This window comes from Dyadobacter sp. CECT 9275 (genome assembly GCF_907164905.1).
Taxonomy (GTDB): domain Bacteria; phylum Bacteroidota; class Bacteroidia; order Cytophagales; family Spirosomataceae; genus Dyadobacter; species Dyadobacter helix.
Genome location: NZ_CAJRAF010000001.1, coordinates 1,004,262 through 1,021,178, shown reverse-complemented (window position 1 = coordinate 1,021,178; position 16,917 = coordinate 1,004,262). Strand labels below are relative to the sequence as shown.

General features: G+C 44.9%; 13 protein-coding genes. 5 read left to right on the top strand and 8 right to left on the bottom strand.

Annotated elements, in window-relative coordinates; translation table 11 throughout:
• The first annotated feature begins 71 nt into the window (after window positions 1-71).
• Both ftsH and KOE27_RS04155 read left to right on the top strand, forming a co-directional pair.
• A complete protein-coding gene (gene ftsH / locus KOE27_RS04160; protein WP_215237578.1) occupies window positions 72-2,126 on the top strand; it encodes an ATP-dependent zinc metalloprotease FtsH in 2,055 nt (684 codons plus the stop codon).
• Between the two features lie 92 nt (window positions 2,127-2,218).
• Window positions 2,219-3,166: an aldose 1-epimerase gene (locus KOE27_RS04155; RefSeq protein ID WP_215237577.1), complete on the top strand. Its 948-nt coding sequence runs from the start codon at window positions 2,219-2,221 to the stop codon at window positions 3,164-3,166.
• Here the strand turns inward: KOE27_RS04155 and KOE27_RS04150 are convergent.
• From KOE27_RS04150 to KOE27_RS04135, 4 genes are read right to left on the bottom strand one after another with little or no spacing between them, the layout of a single operon-like run.
• Window positions 3,163-4,275, bottom strand: a complete 1,113-nt coding sequence (locus KOE27_RS04150) for a nucleotidyltransferase domain-containing protein (protein ID WP_215237576.1) — start codon at window positions 4,273-4,275, stop codon at window positions 3,163-3,165. The two genes, KOE27_RS04155 and KOE27_RS04150, sit on opposite strands and share 4 nt — an antisense overlap.
• A gap of 3 nt (window positions 4,276-4,278) precedes the next feature.
• Window positions 4,279-5,181, bottom strand: coding sequence for a phosphoenolpyruvate carboxykinase (ATP) (locus KOE27_RS04145; RefSeq protein WP_229252633.1), 903 nt, complete (start codon window positions 5,179-5,181; stop codon window positions 4,279-4,281).
• Between the two features lie 20 nt (window positions 5,182-5,201).
• Window positions 5,202-5,642, bottom strand: a complete 441-nt coding sequence (locus KOE27_RS04140) for a lasso peptide biosynthesis B2 protein (protein ID WP_215237574.1) — start codon at window positions 5,640-5,642, stop codon at window positions 5,202-5,204.
• A gap of 4 nt (window positions 5,643-5,646) precedes the next feature.
• A complete protein-coding gene (locus KOE27_RS04135) occupies window positions 5,647-5,913 on the bottom strand; it encodes a PqqD family protein (RefSeq protein ID WP_215237573.1) in 267 nt (88 codons plus the stop codon).
• Between the two features lie 287 nt (window positions 5,914-6,200).
• Here KOE27_RS04135 and KOE27_RS04130 point away from each other — a divergent pair, with 287 nt between their 5' ends.
• Window positions 6,201-7,433, top strand: a complete 1,233-nt coding sequence (locus KOE27_RS04130; protein WP_215237572.1) for a BaiN/RdsA family NAD(P)/FAD-dependent oxidoreductase — start codon at window positions 6,201-6,203, stop codon at window positions 7,431-7,433.
• Here the strand turns inward: KOE27_RS04130 and uvrC are convergent.
• The 4 genes from uvrC to porW form a co-directional block, all read right to left on the bottom strand.
• Window positions 7,430-9,238 (bottom strand): excinuclease ABC subunit UvrC, encoded by a 1,809-nt coding sequence (gene uvrC / locus KOE27_RS04125; RefSeq protein ID WP_215237571.1) that lies wholly within the window; start codon window positions 9,236-9,238, stop codon window positions 7,430-7,432. The two genes, KOE27_RS04130 and uvrC, sit on opposite strands and share 4 nt — an antisense overlap.
• 91 nt (window positions 9,239-9,329) lie before the next feature.
• Entirely contained in the window at window positions 9,330-10,469 is a 1,140-nt protein-coding gene (locus tag KOE27_RS04120) for a glycerate kinase (RefSeq protein ID WP_215237570.1), read from the bottom strand.
• A 26-nt stretch (window positions 10,470-10,495) separates the two neighbouring features.
• Window positions 10,496-12,793: a penicillin-binding protein 1A gene (locus KOE27_RS04115; RefSeq protein ID WP_215237569.1), complete on the bottom strand. Its 2,298-nt coding sequence runs from the start codon at window positions 12,791-12,793 to the stop codon at window positions 10,496-10,498.
• Between the two features lie 50 nt (window positions 12,794-12,843).
• The gene (gene porW, locus KOE27_RS04110) at window positions 12,844-15,054 is read right to left on the bottom strand and encodes a type IX secretion system periplasmic lipoprotein PorW/SprE (protein WP_215237568.1); all 2,211 of its coding nucleotides are present in this window, start codon (window positions 15,052-15,054) and stop codon (window positions 12,844-12,846) included.
• Between the two features lie 127 nt (window positions 15,055-15,181).
• Here porW and KOE27_RS04105 point away from each other — a divergent pair, with 127 nt between their 5' ends.
• Complete coding sequence (locus KOE27_RS04105) at window positions 15,182-15,415, top strand: AtpZ/AtpI family protein (RefSeq protein ID WP_215237567.1); 234 nt, start codon at window positions 15,182-15,184, stop codon at window positions 15,413-15,415.
• A 400-nt stretch (window positions 15,416-15,815) separates the two neighbouring features.
• Window positions 15,816-16,910, top strand: a complete 1,095-nt coding sequence (gene atpB / locus KOE27_RS04100) for a F0F1 ATP synthase subunit A (protein ID WP_215237566.1) — start codon at window positions 15,816-15,818, stop codon at window positions 16,908-16,910.
• Window positions 16,911-16,917 lie beyond the last annotated feature (7 nt).

Sequence of the window (16,917 nt, the reverse complement as noted above, 5' to 3'; positions counted from 1 at the left end):
ATCGCAGCAGGTGAACATTAGCCCGCTGCGTAACGTTGTTTATTAAATTTCCTCTTAATTTTTTCATAAGAATGTCTGAAAACGATAACAAACGAGGGCCATTAAACCCAAAAAGTCCGCAAAAGGGCTATCAGGGTTGGATTATAGCTGCCCTTATAGCCACGATATTAGGGATAACTTACCTGAACCGAACCTCAACTGTCCGCGAAACTACTCAAAAAAGATTCGAGAAAATGGTTTCCGAAAAAGAAGTGGAAAGGGTAACGATTGTAAATGACAAAACGGTCGAAGTAACACTGAAACCCGAAGCCCTGAAACTTGATAAATACAAAGTAATTTCAAAAGAAAATAATTATTTCGGCGGCGAATCCCCCTCACATTACCAGTTTCAGGTAACCTCGGCAGAAACTTTCAAGAAAGATCTTGATAAAATGCAGGAAGGTGTGCCGGATGACGACAAAGTAACATTTGTTGTAGATACCCGCAACGACTGGACCAGTTTTCTGGGAACCTGGGGATTTTTCATTGTCATGATCCTTGTGATGTATTTCATTCTGGGACGTATGTCAGGCGGAGTAGGCCCGGGCGGACAGATCTTCAACATTGGCCGTTCAAGGGCTACGTTATTTGACGCTGAAAACAAAGTAAAAATTACTTTTAACGATGTAGCTGGCCTTGACGAGGCAAAAGAGGAAATCAAGGAAATTGTCGAGTATCTTCAAAGCCCCGATAAGTTCAAAAAACTAGGCGCCAAAATTCCAAAAGGTGCTTTGCTGGTTGGCCCTCCGGGAACAGGTAAAACGCTTCTGGCAAAAGCCGTAGCTGGTGAGGCAGGGGTACCTTTCTTTTCTCTTTCAGGTTCGGATTTTGTAGAGATGTTTGTAGGGGTGGGTGCGGCACGTGTCCGGGACCTTTTCAAACAGGCAAAAGAAAAAGCACCCTGTATTATCTTTATTGATGAGATTGACGCCGTTGGGCGCTCACGCGGACGAGGTGCCATGCCAGGCTCAAACGACGAACGTGAAAATACGCTGAACTCACTTTTGGTCGAAATGGATGGTTTTGCAACAGATTCAGGTATTATCATTGTTGCAGCTACCAACCGTCCTGATGTACTCGATCCCGCACTATTACGTCCCGGGCGTTTTGACCGCCAGATATCAGTCGACAAACCGGATGTTATTGGCCGAGAAGCAATTTTCAAAGTGCATTTAAAACCGCTGAAGCTTTCTTCTGACGTTAATATTCAGAAGCTTTCATCACAGACACCGGGTTTTGCCGGAGCGGAGATTGCCAACGTATGTAACGAAGCAGCCCTTATTGCAGCTCGCCGGGATCGAGAGGAAGTTACCATGCAGGATTTCCAGGATGCAATGGACCGTGTAATAGGCGGTCTGGAAAAGAAAAATAAACTGATCTCTCCGGAAGAAAAAGAAATTGTGGCATACCATGAAGCCGGTCATGCGGTGGCAGGATGGTTCCTTGAACACGCTGATCCCTTGGTGAAGGTATCCATTGTTCCCCGTGGTGTTGCGGCATTAGGATATGCGCAGTATCTTCCAAGAGAACAGTATCTGTACAGAACTGAACAGCTTTTTGACGAAATGTGTATGACGCTGGGAGGACGTGCCGCGGAAGACGTGGTTTTCGGAAAGATATCCACTGGTGCATTGAGTGACCTTGAACGCGTTACCAAAGTGGCGTATAGCATGGTTACCATGTACGGAATGAACGACAGGATTGGGAATGTATCTTACTATGACTCAAAGCAAAGCGATTATTCTTTTACCAAACCCTATTCTGAATCAACTTCACAGGCGATTGACGAAGAAGTACGTAAGCTGATCGATGAGGCATACCAGTTTGTAAAAAAACTGTTGTTCGAGAAAAGAGAATCACTGGAAATACTTGCGAAAGAATTACTTGAAAAAGAAATCCTGTTCCAAAGTGACCTGGAAAAATTAATTGGAAAACGCCCCCACGAACGGGAAACAAGCTATCAGGCTTATATCAACAGGCGTTCCAATGAAGAAGCAGCCATTCATGAAGAAGTTGTGAAAGAGCACGAGAATGAGGTAAAGGATGAAGAAATGGTGGCTGAAAGCAAAGACGTTTCTCCTTCATAAGGAACCGGAATAATATCTTTTGAAACCGGACAGTTCATTCTGTCCGGTTTTATTTTTACTTTTCGTATCATCTTTTAATGAAAAACAGCAATATGGCTTTTGAAATTCTCAGACAACAGTTTGGAGATTTAACTGAATATGTGATCCAGCAACCTTCCACGGGCAACAGGTTTGTGGTGGTTCCCGAACTGGGAGGCATTGTGAGGCAGCTATCTTTACGAAAAGGAGTTACCTTGTTTTCACTGCTTAAAACACCCCCTACGCCACAGTCCCTGAAAGATGATACACAAAGCGCCAGCGAACTCTTATTCCCCTTTGCAAGCCGTATCCCCGACGGTAAATATAAATTTCTTGGAAAAGAATATCAGTTGGCAAAAAATGAAACGGGAAATAAAAATGCCATTCACGGGCTTGTCAGAAAAAATCAGTTTCAACTGACCGAACAGTCTATTTCCTCCGAAGGTGCCGCTATTAAACTAAGCTATCATCTTGACCAACCCGAGGGATATCCTTTTAATGTTCAGTTTTCTGTACTGTACAGCCTCAGTACAGAGGGCACATTCTCCCTAACCTATGAAGCCATGAATGCCGGAGCACAGCCATGTCCGGTTATGTTTGGGTGGCATCCGTATTTTGAGCTCGGAAACGAAGATGCCGATGCCTGGAAAATCAATATTCCGTCGGATACCATCGTGGATTTTGATGATAATCAGATTCCAACGGGAACATCAGCCTACCCATTTCAGGGATCCACACCGCTTTTCCGGAAAGTACTTGATAATTGTTTTGTTGTAAAAAGCAACCAGCAAATAGCAACAACGGAACTAAGGTCAGATAATCAGGATGTTACCCTGCACATTGAACAGGAAACAGGCGAGGGAAAATTTAACTTTCTGGTTGTTTACACACCGCCAGCTAGAGATTGTGTAGCCATTGAAGCGCTGACTGGAAATGTGGATTCCTTCAACAACTCACAAGGACTCAATATATTGGGGCCGGGACAAGCCATAACGGGAACCATCCGCGTGCAATTACGTTAAGCCCCGTTTTTGCCATACCATTTTGTTTTTTGCCACAACAATGACCATTCCGAGAAGTATTTCAGATGCGCCTGAAGTACTTTTCGCCTGTGGTAAAACCCATCACGTGAACGGATCCCATTTTTAAAGTATGCCCAGGTTGAATTTGCTTTTTGAGGAGGCATAGCCTCCCAATGATCAACCAATTTACCAGGCAGCTCCCACGCTCCTCTCTGGTCTATGGCTGGCCACTCTGCCCGCCATTCCAGCCCAAGCGCTTGCAATATTTCAAATCCGGATTGAAGAAGCCAGTAAATCCCCTTTCGCTTTGCCAGTTCGAAAACAAGCGGCCAATCTGTATCCGCCCCATACTTTTTCATATACCTTGCAAAATCTGCAATATATTTTAGTTTTTCCCACTCTTCTTTTCCTGAATGATGGACAAGCAGGAGGAGCAACTGGTATTCATTGGTAAAGCCTCTGATAACCGAATCCCTTATCCGGTAACTTTTTGAGTATCTCCGCCATTCAGAGGATGGGAACTCAAAAGACAAACGGGGGTATGCATTGCGCCAGTGAACTTCCAGCGTAATAGGATACTCCCCTTGTGCCTTTATCATCGGGATATGGTAATCCGTTCTAAAAAAAGCGTTTCTGGTATTTTGCCTATCAAGAAGATACGTACGGTAATCATCAGGTTTATAGCCTGCCTCTAGCGTGATGCTGCGCAGACAATCCATCACCGACTTTTCCGGTACGAGTAAATCGATGTCGCCGTACTCGCGTAGGGAAATATCGTCATAAAGCCAGTCGGACCAGAAGCTACCTTTGTAAGCGTAACAATCTACCCCTTTCCTGGACATGAGCTCCTGCAAGGAAGTCAGTTCCCTGACCATAATGAGATTGAAAAATGCAGTATCCCGGCAATCCGCTTTGAGCTCCTCAATAAAGGGAATATCAATTTTATGCCGGATGATGTAGTCCAGCACCAGAGGCCGGAGACCGTGCCAGCGTGCCATTTTTTTCAACCGGTTCATATCTGCCGGGTACCTGTCCGGGTCTGGAGGGATATCCAGACATACGGCTGTCAGAAAAGCTAGTTCACGGGAGAGCGCTTTATCCTTTGCCATTGCCTAGAAGGTATCAGGAGACTTGGCCCATGACTCCAGATCGTCAAATGATTTCGGCCTTCTTTTGCTCCAGAGCCTCGCCGACCGGGCACACTGGAAGCTTTGCAAGAAGTGATTCTTCAATAGATTTCCCTTTAGAATTCCAGCAGGTAATGGAAAATTCTTTAACAACTCTATTGGTACCTTCGCTGGGCCCAACTCTTCTTTTGCAGGCTTGTTTTTGGCCTTATGCAAAAAGATTATATGCCCAAGCCTGACAGGTTCATGCGAAAAATGCGTTCTGGGCTGAAAGGAATACTTGTTGACACCTTCACTTACCGGTTCCAGAGTTTTAGGATCATAGTTTAATCCAGAAACGGTATTGTCCCAAATTTTTAACTGAGGATAAGCCGGAACTATAAAAGCCTGTCCGTCCTTATCAAACGTAATGGCCGTAAGATCATCGCTTAGTAATCGATGCCCGCTTTTCAGGAATGCCGCGGCGGTTGTTGATTTCCCAGCCCCAGGGTTACCCATAAAACACCAAGCCCTGTCCCCTACCTTTACAGCACTTGCATGAAGTAAAAACAAGCCTCTCTGAAACAGGATCAGCCCCAGCGCTTCGCTAACGGTAAAAAGACTGAGTAAATTTTTGTCTTCTGTGGCTGGGGCTATCAATAGTTTGTGTCCGTCAATAGCCTGATAGTCGGCGACTCCCTCCCAGTGTAAAAAAATATTTTGTTGGTCGTCAGAACCAAAATCAGCCCGGATCCCTCTTCTGTATATCCTGGTTTTCCTGGTTTTGGGCAAAATGACCTGCCCGATTTCAATCATGAGATCAACCGGCGCCAAGTTATCCGAAGGAGATAATTCCGGTAATTCTATTTGTGCGTGTATGTTTAGTCCGAAAGCTCTATAAAAATACATCTGAATGTTTTGGACGAGTATCATTCCCAAGCCCAGAGGCGATGATATGATACGGATTCGGGCCAGTCACCTATGATGATCAGCCCATTTTTTTCAACCCAGGCATGCGCCTCGAAAGCTTTTTGACTATTGATTTCCACCCCGATCTGTAACGTTAACGAGGCCTCGTTTTTCAACAGGTATTTTGCAGCCAGTGCACGCGGCAGGCAAAGTAAAGTTACCGGCAACAAATTCGCAGCAGTTTTCACGCTCCACACCACCTCATCTATCTGCGCGTCTGAATACCCGGAGATCCCCGAAGGCCTGGAAAACCAGGCAAATATCTTTCTGAACGTCCCGAAAGGTAAAAACGTCAGGCCTGTTTTGACAACAAGTAAAACAGCTACTGCTTTCAGAAACGTAAGCTTCCCAAAAACTGACAGTGCTACCCACCGATTCCAGTACCTAGATAACTTTCCCAAAGAGCTATTCAGTTTCTTTTACAAGGCTCTCTTCCACCAACTCCTTTAACAGCAGCGCTACATCGTTTCGGCAGGTATCGCCATCAATTTCATATTCTGCGGTAACCGCCTCGCAGAGCGAATCCAAAGTCTGAGGGCCTCTTTCCAGATTATCCCAGACCAAAACACCAACTTCATCCAAACCATAATAGGAACCTTTAGCGTAGTTGAGTATAACTGTTTCTCCGGCAACCTTGGATGCAATTTGTTGCGATGTAAGCTGGTACTTCATAATGAAATTCTTTTAGTGCGTTTCGAGTGAGGTACAAAGTTAAAAAATAATCGTCACTCCATTTCAAACTTTATTACCCGATCCGGCCTCTCCTTGCATTACTTGCGGCTTCTTCCTTCAAATGCTTGAGTAAAAGCACAATTACCAAAAATCAACAAAGGCTCAGCGCTCGAAATTTTTTGCTGATCGAAAAGGAAAATGACCATTATCTGAGGAAGATGTAAAAACAATTTGCAGTTATCCTGCCTAAGTGATCATTTTTGTAAAATTATCCTCAGATTCAGACTATGCATATTGTAATCATTGGCGGGGGGGCCGCGGGCTTTATGGCAGCAATTACTACAGCTGAGACATACCCGAATGTCAAAATTACAATTCTTGAAAAAAACCGATCGGTACTTAATAAAGTCCGTATTTCCGGAGGCGGCCGCTGTAACGTCACGTACGATCCGTCTGACATGCGTTTTTTTGTCAAAAATTATCCCCGTGGGGAAAAACTCTTACGAAAACTATTTACCCAGTTTGACGCATCAGACACGGTAAAATGGTACGAACAGCGAGGGGTAAAACTCAAAACCGAGCCAGACGGGCGTATGTTCCCGGTTACAGATTCCTCTCATACCATCATAGAATGCCTGCTTCGGGAAGCGAAGAAAGCCGGTATTGAAGTCCGAACCAGTACTGGAGTTGATTCTTTTTCCCTTTCTCCTGTGAATGGGCTATCCAGTTTCCTGATCAAAACGGATTCCGGTGAAATGATCGAGGCGCAGAAAATTCTGGTCGCATGTGGCGGTTATCCCCGGATCACGGGGTTCGACTGGCTGAGCGAGCATCGTCATAAAATCATAGCACCTCTCCCTTCCTTATTCACTTTTAATGTTCCCGAAAACGGCCTGCCACATCTTGCCGGTGTTTCCATAACGGATTGCCTGGTGAGAATTTCGGGCACAAAGCTGGAATGGCGTGGCCCGTTGCTGATCACACACTGGGGTTTCAGCGGACCAGCGGTTTTAAAGCTTTCGTCCTGGGGGGCAAGATATCTGGCCGAAAAGCAGTATCACTTTACATGCCGCATCAACTGGCTGCCAGACCTTAACGAACAAAAGGTAAGGGATTATTTACTCAACGAAAAAATTCAGACTCCTAAGCAACAGATTGCCTCCCATGCCAGATTCGGTATTCCAGCAAGACTGTGGAAAGAATTTGTTGAAAAATCCGGGATAACTGAAACACTCCGATGGGTGGATGCCAGTACCAAGGCTCTGAACCGGCTGGTTGAGTTACTGACGAATAGTCTGTTTGAAGTAAAGGGCAAGACTACCTTTAAGGAAGAATTCGTGACATGCGGAGGTATTGCTCTTGATGATATTGACCCTCAAACCTTGGAAAGCAAAGTTGTCCCAGGCCTGTTTTTCGCAGGAGAAGTACTGGATGTAGACGGTATAACAGGAGGTTTTAATTTTCAGAATGCCTGGACAACCGGATTTGTAGCCGGAAAAAACATAGGCAAAAATCCCTAGTTTGCCATTGTGTCAAAATATGCACGCAGTTTAGCCGCCATTGCAGCGCCCACCACTTCCGTGAGTTTCTCTACCGAACTTTCACGTATTGCCTTCACAGAGCCAAAGTACTTCAGTAATTTGGTTGCGGTAATTTTGCCAATCCCTTCGACCCCTTCAAGTTCGCTGATCAGGCTGCTTTTGCTCCTTTTATCCCGGTGAAAAGTAATACCAAAACGGTGGGCTTCATCCCGTATCTGCTGGATAAGCTTCAGGGATTCAGACTTTTTGTCAATATAGAGCGGTAGAGAATCTTCCGGGAAATAGATTTCTTCCAGCCTCTTGGCAATACCTATAATAGGTACCTGTCCGTAAAGGCCAAGGTCTTTCAGCGCGTCACAGGCGGCACCAAGCTGCCCCTTGCCTCCATCCACAACAATAAGATCCGGCAATGGCTGATTTTCCGCTATCATCCGGAGGTATCTCCGCCCCACCACCTCATTCATAGAGGCAAAGTCATTGGGTCCAATAACGGTTTTGATATTAAAATGGCGATAGTCCTTTTTGGACGGTTTTCCATCTTTGAAACAAACCATAGCCGCCACGGGGTTGGTACCCTGAATGTTGGAGTTATCAAAACACTCGATGTGCCTGGGCAGGGTCTTAAGCTGGAGGTCTGATTTTAGCCGGATCAAAATCCTGTCTTTCTTCGATGAAGTTGCTGATGCCTCTACTTCTCTGCGCTCCGCCTTTTCACGCCTGAAATGCATCACATTTTTCATGGACATATCCAGAAGTTTCTTTTTATCACCAATCTGCGGCACTACAATATCCAGCTTCATGTCCAGATCAGGCTTAAGATTGGAAATCAGTTCTTTGGCATCATTTCCATAGGTTTCCCTCATTTCAACGATCATCATCGTCAGGATTTCGGTATCGCTTTCATCCAGTTTTTTCTTAACCTCAAAAGTTTGTGTGGCGATCATATACCCCTCTTTAATTTTCATGAAGTTGAGATAAGCCGACTCCTCATCCGACACGATCGTCAGCACATCCACATTACCGATGCGGGGATTAATAACCGTTGCTTTGCTTTGAAAATTAGACAGATGCTCAATCTTCGTTTTCCAGGAATGCGCCTGTTCAAAAGCCATTTCTTCCGCAGCCTTCAGCATTTTATCTTTAAAGTACTGTTGTGGAAAAGACAAATTTCCTTTGAGGATATGATGTACCAGATCAATTTCCACATTGTAATCCTCTGCCGACTGAAGGCCCTCGCAAGGGCCCTTACAATTGCCGATATGGTATTCCAGACATACCTTAAACTTCCCTGCTTCGATATTTGGCTTTGTAAGAGGCAACTGGCACGACCGGATAGTATACAAGGCTTTGAACATATCCAGCAAGGTGTGCATCGACCTCAGATTGGCAAACGGGCCATAATAGGTCCCCTTCTTCCTGTCCAGATTGCGCGTTACATATACCTGCGGGAAAAGTTCATCGGTAATGCAGATGAAGGGATAGGTCTTATCATCCTTAAGAAGAATATTGAATTTGGGCTGAAGCTGTTTAATAAGCTGGTTCTCCAATAACAGCGCATCCCACTCACTCAGTACGATTGTATATTCGATACGGTTGATCTGGCTTACCAAACGCTTTGTCTTACGGTCGTGCTGATTGGATTTCAGGAAATAACTGGAAACTCTGTTTCTTAGACTTTTTGCCTTACCAACATATATGACCTCTCCCTTTTCATCAAAATATCGGTAAACCCCCGGATCAAGAGGAATTTTTACTAACTCATCTTTATAATTAAATTCAGGCACTTTCTTAATTTTTCAGAATGATTGACCGGGAAGAAATAATAGATTGCCGAGCGTTTTGCCGCGCGAATTAGATACCTGTTTCACAATCCTTTTATTTTCCACTGATAGTAGAAAACAAACTAACCAAATGAAAAGTTGCGTCCCTTACCAGCGCATGGGCTTCATTTTGCGCGGTGTCAAGGTCCATTGGTCGGTTAATAACTGATAATGCATAGGTGATCCCGGCATCTCGGGCTTGCTCGGGGGATATCAACAGGGTACCGCAAAGTACCGCAAGCGGGACTTCATGCTGCTGGCACAAAGCAGCGAGGCCTTTCACTACTTTTCCCTGAAGGGTTTGTTCATCCACCTTCCCTTCCCCGGTTATGACCAGGTCTGCCTGTTGTATCAGAGTGGCCATATCACATTGTTCCATCACTATCCCGACCCCTTCTCTTAAAACACCCCTCAGAAACCACATACATCCTGCTCCCAAACCTCCGGCTGCTCCTGCTCCCGGGAAATTACTCACGTCGTTCCCGAAGGTTGTACAGGCCACTTCCGCAAGATTTATCAGCCCGTTATCCAGAACAACAACCGTTTCCGGGCCAGCTCCTTTCTGCGGCCCATATACAAAAGCTGCGCCGCTCTTGCCATATAACGGATTGGTAACGTCGCACGCTATTACAAAGGATGTATCGAAAATTCTCCTGTCAACCTGCGTAGTATCAAATTTTTTTATCTTATTCAAAGCAGCTCCTACAGGGTCAAGTATCTGCCCGTTTTCATCCAGGAATTGATAACCCAAGGCGGCCGCCATTCCTATCCCCCCGTCCGTAGTAGCGCTGCCTCCTATTCCCAATAAAATCTTTTTAGCCTTTTTATCCAATGCATCCAGAATAAGCTGGCCTGTACCAAAAGTGCTCGTACGCATAGGATCCTGCTCACTTTTGCGAAGCAGACTGAGACCAGATGCAGCCGCCATTTCGATAAATGCGGTTTCCGTAATGGCAGAAAAACCATAACTGGCCACAATTGCCCGCCCCAACGGATCCTGCACTCCAACCGAAACGTATTCCCCCTGAGCCTGTTGGGTCAGTATCTCCATCGTACCCTCGCCACCATCGGCCAATGGCACGGAAGAAATACGTATGGAAGGCAAAGCAGCTAAAGCACCTTCGGATGCCGCCTCTATGACTTCAGCGGCATCCAGGGATCCTCTAAATTTATCTGGAGCAATAAGTAAGTTCACCTGTGAGTTGGGTAACTGATTTTGTATTAAAATAAAACCCCCTCGTCATCGGAACGGGAAGGAGGTATGTAAGTATCTGTGCTGTCCGACTGAACCTTGCCGCAGTCGCGGATATAATTTTCAGGTTTGTTAAACGGTCCTTTGCGATATTGCTGAAGTGTCGGGTCATTATAAACCTTTTGCATGAAAAGCCCCCAGGCAGGCATAGCGATACGCCCCCCCTGCCCCAGCGCCATGGTACGAAAGTGTATGCTCCGGTCTTCACCTCCCACCCAAACTCCCGACACCAGGTTTTGCGTCATTCCCATAAACCATCCATCCGAATAATTGGAAGTAGTACCAGTTTTCGCAGCAATTTCATTTCCCTCCGTCACGCCATACTGCCTCAACCTGCCCGCAGTACCACCCGGGTCTTCCACGGCACCTCGCATCAGATACAGCATGTCATACGCCATATTGGCACTGATCTCCTGGTTCTGCTTTGGATAAAACTCCTGCAAAAGATTACCATCCCTATCTTCGATCTTCAGTATGGTCATGGGTTCAGCACGATGCCCCCCATTTGCAAACGAGCAGTATGCTCCCACCATATCATACACCGAAACTTCACTGATACCGAGGCAAAGTGATGGAACCTCTTTTAACGGAGTAGTAATACCAAGCTTGTGCGCATACTCCACAACGGCCTTCGGTTTAACCATTTTCATGATCTGAGCACTGATGGTATTTACAGATTTCCCCAAAGCCTGTCTCAATGATAAGCTCTGATAGGAGTATTTGTTATTAGAGTTTTTCGGCGTCCATCCACCATAAGCGCCTTCCTCCGGCCCGAAATAAACAGGCGCATCGGTTAAATGATCACAGGGAGTAAGAAAGTTTTTGTCCAGCGCTGAAAGGTAAACAAAAGGCTTGAATGTTGATCCGGGCTGTCTCTTTCCTTGTTTAACGTGATCATATTTAAGGTATTTAAAATTAATACCACCTACCCACGCCTTCACACGCCCATTGCGGGGATCCATTGACATCATACCGATCCGCAACAATCTTTTATAGTACTTGATGGAATCTATGGGGCTCATGGTAACCGTTTTTTCTCCATCCCAGGAAAAAACCTTCATCTGATAAGGCCTTCTCATTACTTTCCATGCTTCTTCTTCTCCTACCTCGTTTTTGAGAGCAATAAAATGCGCGGAGCTTCTGACCGCCCTGTCAATAAAACCAGGCATTTCTTTCCCATTGTCAAAAACCCAAGGGTTTCTCCCTTTCCAATGCTCGTCAAAAAGGCGTTGCTGTTCCTTCATGTGCTGCGTAACAGCCTCTTCCTGATACTGTTGCATACGAGAGTCAATGGTAGTGTAAATTCTGAGTCCGCTGGTGTAGAGGTCAAAGTTTCGGCCATGCTCCTCATTATATAATTTCACCCAGCTTTTGAGATACCCCCGCATCGACTCACGGAAATAGGGCGCCAACCCCGTATTATGGCTATCCACCGTAAAATTAAGGCCCAGCGGTTTTGACTTATAATCTTCGAATTTGTCTTCCGGCAGATATTCGTATTTAACCATTTGGGCCAATACAGTATTTCTGCGGTTAAGTGCGTTGGTCGGAAATCTGAGCGGATTGTACAAGGTAGGGTTCTGCAGCATCCCCACAAGCAGGGCAGCCTCATTGACCGTGAGATCGGATGCTTCCCGGTTGAAATAGGTTTTAGCCGCTACTTTGATGCCATAAGTATTGTTCCCAAAAGATACCGTGTTCAGATACATCTGCATGATCTCCTGCTTGGTATATTTCCGTTCCAATATCACAGCAAGCATCCATTCCTTTGTTTTCGCGATCACGATCCGGACCAGCGGAATTTTACCCAAAAGTCCTTCATATTCCTCAGAACGGGTATTGAAGAGGTTTTTGGCAACCTGCTGCGTAAGTGTGCTACCACCTCCTGAACTGGAATTTGCAGAAATCAGACCCTTTACAACCCGCAGCAAGCTTCTGGCATCTATTCCCGAATGATTTACAAAACGGGCATCCTCAGTGGCTACAAGCGCTTCAATCAGGTTGGGAGAGACCTGCCCAATATCAATAGGTGTACGGTTTTCGAAAAAGTATTTACCCAGAGATTTACCATCTTCAGATATTAGCTCGGAAGCAAGCTCACTTTTAGGATTCTCCAGTGTTTTCAGGTCCGGCATTCCGCCGAAAAGCCACAGGAAATTATAGCTTACAGCTATCAGATATAAAATAATCAATCCCAGTCCGATTCCGGCAAACCGCCATAATCGGAGAATACTGCGACGGTATTTTCCTGGTTGCAATTCAAACATATGTGGGGCGACTTTTCTAAATTAAAAAACAAAAATACAATTTACAGGCATTATCTCTTTCCGGCCGATAATGTGCCGAGTTCCTGCATTTCCTTGAGGCGTGGCAAGTATATACTATTCGGGTAAAGCCGGATAAACTCTCCAATAGCCTGGGTATAAGCTTCCTTACCGCGTACTTTACCTATCATAAAAACTCTCAGAAGGGCAAATTTGTCTTCCATGATACTTCCTTTGTATGCCGGTAAATTTTTCTCAACATCTTCCAGTGCCTTGTTAAATTCCCCTTTTGAATAAAGCATATAAGCATCCTCGTAGGCCTTCAGCGGGTTATTGGCCCCGGCCGCTTCTCTGCTCTCCGCAGCTTTATCACTGACCAGCCGGGCGTATGTCGAATTGGGGAACTCATTGAGCAGTTTGGAACGCCACGTTAGCTTATCAGGAGAGGTATCTTCCAGTGTAAGGTATAGAAGATAGTAAATTTCATCTTTATACTGAGTATTCGGAAATTCATTTAACAACCGCTTGAAAGTTGCTACCGAGGGCACAGGTTCCTTGAGGTCAAACCTGTAAATTTTACCAAGATTATACAGCGCATCTTCTTTTCTTTTCCGGGAATCGAGCAGCTGCGCTTCGGTGAGCGGGATATTTTTCTTTAAAGTTTCATGCAAAGCCATCCACGCCGGGCTGCCTTTGGTCATTACTTCTTCAACAGGCTCGCTTTTAGCAACCGAATCAACAGCTACAGGGTTATTAGCAGCAATTACCTGAGCCTGTTTAGTACTTCTTCTCCAGTTATCTTCAAGAACCCGGTTCCCCCAGGTCCGGCGGAACTCAATCTTACCCTGATTCACAAGAGCAGCATCGTAAAGCTCCCACCGCCGTTCATTTCCGATACCAATAGGTCCCGACGGAGCCAAAGCGATCGGTGAACCGGTGTTCTTCGCTTTGGCCAGATCAGCCTTTGCTTTTTTTTCCTGCTCAATCCGGGCTCTCTCTTTCTCTTCTATGATCTGATCAATCCGGTTATCCAGAGCAGCCGGATTCAACTGCGCCAGTTTCTGAAGGCTGTCCTCAGCGTACACAATGTTAAACTGTGTTACAAAGGCATCTAATGCTTTCTTTCTATCCGAAACTAACCGGTACTCAGGAACTTCACTCGGAAGTACAGTCAGCGCACTATCGTAATAAGCTTTTGAGAGGTCAAACCTTTCGAGGGATTCGTAATTAATACGGGCCAGCTGAAGATACGTATAGGCCTTTTGGACTTGATTTTTCCCGCCGGATGCAACCGCCTTTTGCAAGTAATCCAATGCCTTAGGTATTTCCTTCCTGTGTTCGGCCAGCAGCCCCATAGTAAAATAAATCCTGTCTTTCAGGTCTTCATTCTTACGATCCCGAAGCATTTTATTGAAGCCAATGGAAGAAAGATCTGTTTTGGGATTTAAAAAAACACGGTTCTGAAGAGAATTCATGGATGAATAAAACCCAAGGTCATATCCGGGTTTGTTCCGGCTCACACTCTTATAATGTTTGTTGGCCAAAGCATATTGCCCCATTTTGTCATACATCTGCGCAGCCGCAAAATGAATCCGGGCTGTTTCCGGCGATTTCTCCAGAAGCGGGAAAGTCTCTTCCAGAATAGCAACGGAGGTGAGGTACTCTCCATTTTGCTGGTGCAGATAGGCTTTGGTAAGGTAAAAGTTTTTGATAGAAGCCTTTTTCATGGCCTGCCCACTCAGGTACTCGGCTACACCCAGGGCATTCGAAAAATCCTTTTTAATGATATAGGCACGCATTAACAAAATAAGTGCATCATTTTTATCACTCTCATCCTTGCCGTTGGCGTACACATAACGAAGTGCCTCCAGACCATCCGCCCATTCTCCCAGATAAAGCCTCGATTTCCCTAAAATGATGTAACTGTTGTCCAGCCATTTGCTATTCTGATGTTTTTCTGCCACGATGGACGCCTTTTTAATGGCATCAAGGAGCTGGGGTTTTACCGATTGTGAAAGGACAGAGTCCATTGGATACAGGATCGGTACCAGTTGGTTGTAATCCTCACGGTAAGCTTTTTTCATCGTGAACTCAGCCTCGTTCAAATCCTGCTCTGCTATAAAATAAGCGTTGTACCGCGACGATACGTTATGAAAGGTAACTGCGCCGGGCCTGCTGCTGTATTGTGAACAAGCACTAAAACAACAGGTAATTAAGAGGACGTAAATTACAGACAGAAAATATGATAGGCTTCGACTGATCACTGACGGGGATTTTAAATTTGATTTTTCGCCGGGTATCCCTAAAACGGTATTTTTTTCAAATACGTATCGAAGATAACGCCATTTACAAAAATAGACGCAACTTTACCTATATTTTCGAAAGACGCACATGAAGGAACCCCGCAGCAACAACCCGGATGGCTTTCCGAAACGCTCATCCAATATTCTGAAATATTCGGGAATGGCCATGCAAATGCTGGGTACCATCCTCGTTTTCACTTATGCCGGCTATCGGATAGACCTATGGCAGCAAAACGGGACACCGGTCTGGACGCTTGTACTTTCGCTTGCCTCTATTGGGGCTTCCCTGTATTTACTTATCAGAAACATGCCCAAAGTCTAATTTTACAAAAGATTATATGTTGCGAACCGTGTACGCCACAATTTCAATCGGAATTGTATTATTTTTAGTACAACACTTTTTCAACCCAGCCTGGATACATTATCAGATATGGTACATTCTGGCATTTTTCCTCGGTGTCTCATTTCTCATTCACCGGCTGATGGAATACGGCCTGCGTGATAACAGCAAAAAATTTGTCAGTTTTTATCTTACAACAATTGTAGGAAGGCTAATTCTCAGTATAATTTTTATTGCGTTATTTTTATATAACGGGCTAACTGACTCATTTATATTCGTTATCAACTTTTTTGCACTCTATTTATTTTACACTGGCTTTGAAATATATGGTTTGTATTGTAACTTGCGCCGCGATTGACAAAGCATAGTATTTCAAGCATTTATGTATACCCCTTTACGACTGTTTATAACCACCGCACTGGTAGCAGCATCAAGCATTTTTTCTGCACCATTGTATGCCGACGAGCCTGCACAGCACGACTCCCATAATGTCGCAGAAGGCATCAACCAGGCTGAGCACAAAATTGAACATAACCTTGAAAAACATGAGGAGGAGTTCAATATTGGTGAAATGATCATGCACCACATTGCCGATTCGCACGAATGGGAAATGACACATGGTGTGGTAATTCCACTTCCTGTCATTCTTTACTCGGCAGACAGAGGTCTGGAAGTTTTTTCCTCTTCTAATTTCCATAACGACCACCATGAATACAAAGAGTACCACCTCGTTCATGGTGATTCGGAACAAATTGTGCCCGTGGACGAAAGCAGGGTTGTTTACGATTTTTCCATCACGAAAAACGTAGCTTCCATGATGCTGAGTGCAATTATCCTGGTACTTATTTTTGTGAATATCGGATCGGCCTATAAAAAGTCCAAAGGCAAAGCCCCCAAAGGTTTTCAGTCGGCCATGGAGGTTGTTATCCTGTTCATCAGGGACGATGTCGTTAAGCCTAATGTCGGTCCCAATTACGAAAAGTATTTGCCCTATCTGCTCACGCTGTTCTTTTTCATTCTGGTAAATAACATACTGGGCCTTCTTCCGGGGTCAGCCAACGTAACGGGCAATATAGCTGTGACGCTCACGCTAGCAGTCATCACATTTATTATTGTGCATATTAATGCCAATAAACACTATTACATGCACCTTTTCCGCCCTACCGGCGTACCTGTGGCACTCTTGCCGGTTATGATACCTGTTGAGATCGTCGGTGTTTTCATGAAACCATTTTCTTTAATGGTGCGGTTGTTTGCCAACATTACTGCCGGACATATTATCCTGCTTAGTCTTTTTGGCCTGATTTTCATATTCAAAAGTTTCATGATTGCCCCGGTTATTTCAGCGTTCGCTTTGTTTCTGAACTTCATTGAGATAATGGTTGCATTTATTCAGGCTTTTATCTTTACACTTTTATCATCCATGTACATCGGCAGTGCTATTGAAGAGCATCACCATGCCGACCATGGACATTGATTTTTCA

What these genes read in the sequence shown, in the direction of transcription:
- ftsH (WP_215237578.1), top strand. Translation starts at nt 72, where the DNA reads ATGTCTGAAAACGATAACAAACGAGGGCCATTAAACCCAAAAAGTCCG.
- KOE27_RS04155 (WP_215237577.1), top strand. Translation starts at nt 2,219, where the DNA reads ATGGCTTTTGAAATTCTCAGACAACAGTTTGGAGATTTAACTGAATAT.
- KOE27_RS04150 (WP_215237576.1), bottom strand. Translation starts at nt 4,275, where the DNA reads ATGGCAAAGGATAAAGCGCTCTCCCGTGAACTAGCTTTTCTGACAGCC.
- KOE27_RS04145 (WP_229252633.1), bottom strand. Translation starts at nt 5,181, where the DNA reads ATGTATTTTTATAGAGCTTTCGGACTAAACATACACGCACAAATAGAA.
- KOE27_RS04135 (WP_215237573.1), bottom strand. Translation starts at nt 5,913, where the DNA reads ATGAAGTACCAGCTTACATCGCAACAAATTGCATCCAAGGTTGCCGGA.
- KOE27_RS04130 (WP_215237572.1), top strand. Translation starts at nt 6,201, where the DNA reads ATGCATATTGTAATCATTGGCGGGGGGGCCGCGGGCTTTATGGCAGCA.
- KOE27_RS04115 (WP_215237569.1), bottom strand. Translation starts at nt 12,793, where the DNA reads ATGTTTGAATTGCAACCAGGAAAATACCGTCGCAGTATTCTCCGATTA.
- KOE27_RS04105 (WP_215237567.1), top strand. Translation starts at nt 15,182, where the DNA reads ATGAAGGAACCCCGCAGCAACAACCCGGATGGCTTTCCGAAACGCTCA.
- atpB (WP_215237566.1), top strand. Translation starts at nt 15,816, where the DNA reads ATGTATACCCCTTTACGACTGTTTATAACCACCGCACTGGTAGCAGCA.